3 protein-coding genes are annotated in these 5,975 nt (G+C 42.4%); all 3 read left to right on the plus strand.

Translation table 11 applies throughout. The features are described from left to right. The first annotated feature begins 409 nt into the window (after nt 1-409). The 3 genes from NF543_RS24905 to NF543_RS24915 all read left to right on the plus strand — a co-directional run bounded on the left by NF543_RS24905 (nt 410) and on the right by NF543_RS24915 (nt 5,822). Entirely contained in the window at nt 410-1,147 is a 738-nt protein-coding gene (locus tag NF543_RS24905; protein WP_257670904.1) for an SRPBCC family protein, read from the plus strand. 89 nt (nt 1,148-1,236) lie between these two features. Beyond that, nucleotides 1,237-1,782: an alpha/beta fold hydrolase gene (locus NF543_RS24910; protein WP_257670905.1), complete on the plus strand. Its 546-nt coding sequence runs from the start codon at nt 1,237-1,239 to the stop codon at nt 1,780-1,782. A gap of 488 nt (nt 1,783-2,270) precedes the next feature. Then, the gene (locus NF543_RS24915) at nt 2,271-5,822 is read left to right on the plus strand and encodes an ABC transporter permease (protein ID WP_257957578.1); all 3,552 of its coding nucleotides are present in this window, start codon (nt 2,271-2,273) and stop codon (nt 5,820-5,822) included. Nucleotides 5,823-5,975 lie beyond the last annotated feature (153 nt).

Below are 5,975 nucleotides of genomic sequence, written 5' to 3' on the forward strand. Positions count from 1 at the left end.
TTACCCGAACGTTTCTCAAAAAAAGGGAAAAAGTAAGTGCTGAAATTTTTATATTGAGCTTCACCAACCTCTTTTCCATATAGACTATTTTGTCTGCTATTCTTTTCTCTTGATCAACCGGGATAAATTCAACTAATCCCTGACCATTTTATAACAGATGGTCGCTATTTTACTGGCGGTAGTGTAATCTACCCCAAGAAGTGCTACGACTATCCAGGTAGTTTAGTCCCCAATTACCTCTCAATAGCCACCCTTGGCAGGGCCGATACGCTCGATTAATCCCATATCGCGAAGCTTCTTTCAACTGGAGGCAGCTATTTCCCATATTTTGACGTTTGGATTTCAATAATTAGTCTTTACTTTTAACGAAACCAATGTGGCCTGGGCCTGAAACGATCTGATACACTGGATGGAAAACAAGAAAATCATAAATGGCTTAAAAATCATAGCGATTCCGGTAGCCTATGCGCTTATCATACGTTTTGTCTTCGGTGTGAAAGACTGGGAGGGTGCTTTCAAAATGATGTCCGTGACTTTCTTATTCTTGCTGCCCTGCATTGTGGGCGCACTCACCGTTTACTTTTCAAGAAGCCAATCGGCCCGTAAACTGGTATACCGGGTATTCGCCCCCTGGATACCGGTGTTGGTGTTTTTTTTGATCACATTCCTCCTCGCCATTGAGGGCTGGCCCTGCTTGGTAATGATTTTACCGGTGTTCCTGATCCCTGCTTCTCTGGGCGGAATACTAGGGGGGTATTTGAAATTAAAGAAACGGAACAATAACGTGCAGGTATCGCTATTGGCCCTGCTTCCTTTGGTTGTATCCCCGATTGAGAACGCAGTCGGAATTGCGCCGAAGCCATATAAGGCATACACCTATATCGATATCCACGCCCCAGCAAATAAAATATGGCCGCAGGTAACCCGGGTGAGCGAAATCTCTGCTATGGAAGACCGGGGAAGGCTTACCCGGTTCCTGGGATTTCCCAGACCGATAAAGGCCGAACTCAACCACGAGGGGGTGGGCGCCTATCGGGAAGCGATTTTTGAAAACGGTTTGGTATTCCACGAAACCGTGACGGAGTACGAAAAGGAAAAGCGGATGTCTTTTTCGATCAAAGCTTTACCGCAGCAGAATGACAAATAGACAAGAAAAAGAAACCCGAACCGCTAACAGGCGTTTGGCAAAACATTGGCGTGCATTTAAGGACACATCTATTTGAAAACAATATAAGAATGAAGAAACAAATATTATTTATACATGGTGGAGGTGAAGGCGGTTATGAAGCAGACACTAAATTAGTAGTTTCCCTTCGAACAGAATTGGGAGAAGCGTATGAAGTACATTATTCTCAAATACATTTCAATGACACTCTTCCGGATTTTGGATGGATTAAGGAAATTGGCAAAGAGATTTCATTGATTAAGGAAAAAATCATTTTGGTGGGACACTCTTTTGGCGCTTCAATGCTTTTGAAATATCTGTCGGAAAATCGGATACAGAAAAAAATTGACGGACTTTTTCTTATCGCTGCACCGTATTGGAGTGGTGACGAAGATTGGAAACAAGGCATTAAGCTGCACAAGAGTTTTGCGGATAGAATACCGAAGGATATTCAGATTTTTCTCTACCAATGCAAGGATGACGAAGTAGTACCGTTTGACCATCTCAAATTTTATGCACAAAATCTGCCGCAAGCAACTATTCGCAAAATAACCAATGGGGGGCATCAACTTAATAATGACCTATCACTCATAGCAAAAGATATTAAATCATTATAAAATCAAAGCTTATGCTATTAAAAAGAAAGATGGAAAGGCAGAGCTTTTTTCCTATGAAAGGAAACTGGGCAAAAATGACGTTTTAATTAGAATCACTCATTGCAGCATTGCAGGCGGAGACATTACGCTCTGCAGGTATTTGGTCTGCCCGGCCTTCAGATGCAGCTTCTTGTCGATGAGCTGCCCAATCTCCTTGTAGGTATGGTGCGCCAGTATTTCGGGATCAGTGCAATTTAAAACCGAACACCTAATGTTCGGTTTCGTTACACTAATTGGCCTAAATAAAACGCTATTTAAATATATATCAGCAAGTTAATAATTTGGAACAGCGATTGAAGCAATAAAACTACTTGAATGCATACACGTTCTATATCACCCCTTATGACCTGGTCTTTCTGGGAACGATATTTGTCGGCTCGACTTTCGCTTTGCTGTTATGGTTCACCAGAAGGATCAACCAAATCGCAAACCGTTTTCTAGCCCTAACCGTGGCAACCATCGTTTTGTGGATGATTTGGCTGTTGGGCATTGACATCCGACTGGAGACCTACTTTCCCCATTGGAGCTGGCTACCGCTGCAATTTTCGCTGGCACTTGGCCCCCTGATCTTTTTTTATGTACTTAAAACGATCCAACCGGAATATAAATTCCGTTGGAAAAATCTGCTGCATTTCAGCCCCGTGCTGCTGGAACAGGCCATCCTGATATTGGAGATTAAGGAGAGCCTAAGGACGGGTGTGGCTACGTATGATACGATAACTTTTCAGCAAATGAGCCCGGTATTGCATCTGGCGGCGTTTATTTCGGTCGTCACCTACTTGTATTGGTCTTTTAGGCTAATAGAACGCTTTTACCAACGGCTGAAATTTAATAATGTGAGTGACCGGTATCGGTACGAGTTGCGCTGGCTGCGTAGCTTGCTGAAAAGTTTCGGACTATTATGGCTATTGTGGATACCTTTTACGGCCGCAGACTATGTTTATTACCATTACCAATTAAGTATACATGCTTATTATCCTTTGTATCTCCTTTTGGCGGTAATGACCATCCGCATCGCGGCCGTAGCTTTTTTAAGAAAAGAAGCTGGTGCGCTGGTCGAACCCACTCCGTTTTTAAAGCCACCGCTTCCTGCGGAAATGAAGCAAAAAGGTATTTGGCTAAAGAAAGCCGTGCAAGCCGATGTGTATTACCGGGACCCGGAACTAAGCTTAAGCTCGCTGGCTGAAAAGCTTGAGCTGGGATCCCATGAATTATCCCGGATCATCAATACAGTGCTCAAAAAAAGCTTCAATGATTTCATCAATGAATATCGGGTTGCGGACGTCGTTCGGAGAATGCAGGACCCTACTTATAACCATATCACCCTGCTGGGCATTGCATTTGAATCGGGATTCAATTCCAAAACTACGTTCAATCGGACTTTCAAACAAATGACCGGCAAGAGCCCGGCTGAATATAAAAACCATCTGAAAAAAGAGCGCCCATCTTATAATTTGGGGCGTGATCCCCGGTTTGCGACGGTAATTTCGAACAATGAAACCACCTCGAAGTGGTCTCACGAGAAATCAAATCGCAATTTTATGTTTAAAAATTATTTTAAAATAGCCCGGCGTAACTTAATGCGCAATAAAAGCTATGCTGCTATTAATATTACCGGGTTGGCCGTTGGTATTGCCGTTTGTATGATGATCTTTATCATTATACAATTTCAAACAAGCTTCGATAATTTTCACGCAAAGAAAGATCGCGTCTATCGTGTGTTAACCGAATATCATCATACGGATGCAGCCAATATTTCTTATGGGAAAGGCGTCCCTTTTCCAATGCCCACAGGATTGAAAACGGCTTTTCCCCAACTAGAACAAGTAGCTCCGATTTATGCAAGCCACAATGATCAGTTGCAGGTACTTGATGTTAACGGAACCCCAGTAAAGAATTTTAAAGAGCAGAGCGGTGTATTTTATACAGCACCATCATTCTTTGAAATATTTGATTTCCCGCTGCTCGCAGGCTCCTATGCCTCCTTAAAAGATCCGAGCAATGTATTGCTTACAAAAGAGATTGCAGAAAAATATTTCGGCGACTGGCAGTCAGCAATAGGTAAAAGCATTAAACTAATAGGATCCTATAGAATAGGTGCAGGTTTGTTTCAGTTCCCGCCAATACTGTTGAAAGTTTCAGGCATTCTCGCCAGCATACCGGCTAATACAGACTTTCAGTTGAAACTCGTAATTGCCTTCGGAACGGGTTTTACAGGAGATAAAAAATACGGATTACAAATTCCTGATTGGAAAGCAACAGCACCTGAGTTCGGTTGCTATGTTTTATTACCGCCGAATAGTTCTGTGAACGATTTTAATCAGCAATTAAGCGCATACGCCCGAAAGGTACAATCTCCAGACAATAAGGATAGTTATATTATACAACCATTAAGCGCGGTGCATTACGACACACAAACAGGTAATTACAGCAACAAAACAATCAGTTATGAACTGATCAACGTATTGTGGTTGATTGCAGCATTCATCCTGTTAATTGCCTGTGTTAACTTTATCAACCTCTCCACTGCACAGGCTATTAATCGTGCAAAGGAGGTGGGCGTAAGAAAAGTTTTGGGTAGTAACAAATCGCAATTGCAAATCCAATTCCTCGTTGAAACATTCTTGATCGTTACGAGTGCTGTCATGCTTGCGGCAGGTATTACAATCCTTGCATTGCGCCCTGTAAATCAACTTTTAGAACTTTCACTTTCATTCAACATACTAGGCAATCCTGCAATTATTTTATTTCTTTTGACGGTAACCCTTGTAGTAACCGCGCTCGCCGGTTTTTATCCTTCGCTGGTTTTATCACGCTTCAATCCCGTTAACGCCTTAAAGAGTAAACTCACGGCAAATACAAAGGGAATTTCATTAAGAAGAGCATTGGTCGTCTTTCAATTTATCATTGCACAGGTACTGATCATCAGCACACTGGTCATTGTCAAGCAGATGAATTACTTTATGAACCAACCCTTAGGCTTCGATAAAGATGCCATTGTAAATGTTCCTTTCCGTCCGGATAGTACCGGCACCAAGCTGACGGATTATTTAAGGCAACAGTTATTGTCGGTAAACGGTGTGCAGGCAGTAAGCTTTAGTTCCAACTCGCCGGTTGAAGATGATAATGATCTATGGACCGAACTCAAATTTGATCATGCAATAAAAGAAGCGGATTTCCAAGCTATTGCCAAATTCGCCGACAATGGCTATGTGCCGGCTTATAAATTACAATTGGTAGCCGGAAGAAATTTACAAGCCTCCGGTATGACAAGAGAATTCTTGGTGAATGAATCGCTTGTAAAAAGTTTGGGATTAAAAGAACCGGAAGAAATATTGGGTAAAGAAATAAGCATGTTTGGTGATCTCATAAAATGTCCGGTTGTTGGTGTATTGAAAGATTTTAATGACCGGTCTTTTCACCACAATCTTGCGCCATTGCTTATAACTACAAACGGCACCATGTACCGCCAGGCAGGAATAAAGCTGGCAACCTCAAACATTTCTTCGACCATGCAAGCGATTAAAAAAATATGGGAGCAAGCATTTCCAGATTATGTTTATGAATACAAGTTTCTTGATGAAAAAATTGAAAGTTTTTACAAACAGGAAAGTCAGTTAGCCGCTTTGTATAAAATTTTTGCGGCCATCGCGATATTCCTTAGCTGTCTTGGACTGTATGGTTTAGCCTCATTCATGGCCGTACAGCGAATCAAAGAAGTTGGTATTCGTAAAGTAATGGGTGCTACCACAGGTAATATCGTTTATCTATTTTCAAAAGAATTTATCATTCTCATTGCCATTTCCTTTGCGATTGCTACACCCATTGCATGGTATTATATGCACCAATGGTTGCAAGACTTTGCTTATCGCATAAACATCAGTTGGTGGATATTTGCCATAGGCGGGCTTGTTGCAGTAATTATTGCACTTGTAACGATAAGCTTCCAGGCAATAAAAGCAGCGATGGCAAACCCGGTGAAGAGCCTGAGAAGTGAGTAGGCATCTAAATGGAGGATCTGAGCAAAAGTGTAGCCCTTGGCGGTGCCGGGTCGCTGCCGCACGGTGACCATGCCACACACCTTGACGAACGTGCCGTCTTGCAAGGCCGGGATGCTCCACCAGCAACGAAACATGTACGCTTCCCCTGCCATC

This window comes from Parapedobacter tibetensis (assembly GCF_024704835.1).
GTDB lineage: Bacteria > Bacteroidota > Bacteroidia > Sphingobacteriales > Sphingobacteriaceae > Parapedobacter > Parapedobacter tibetensis.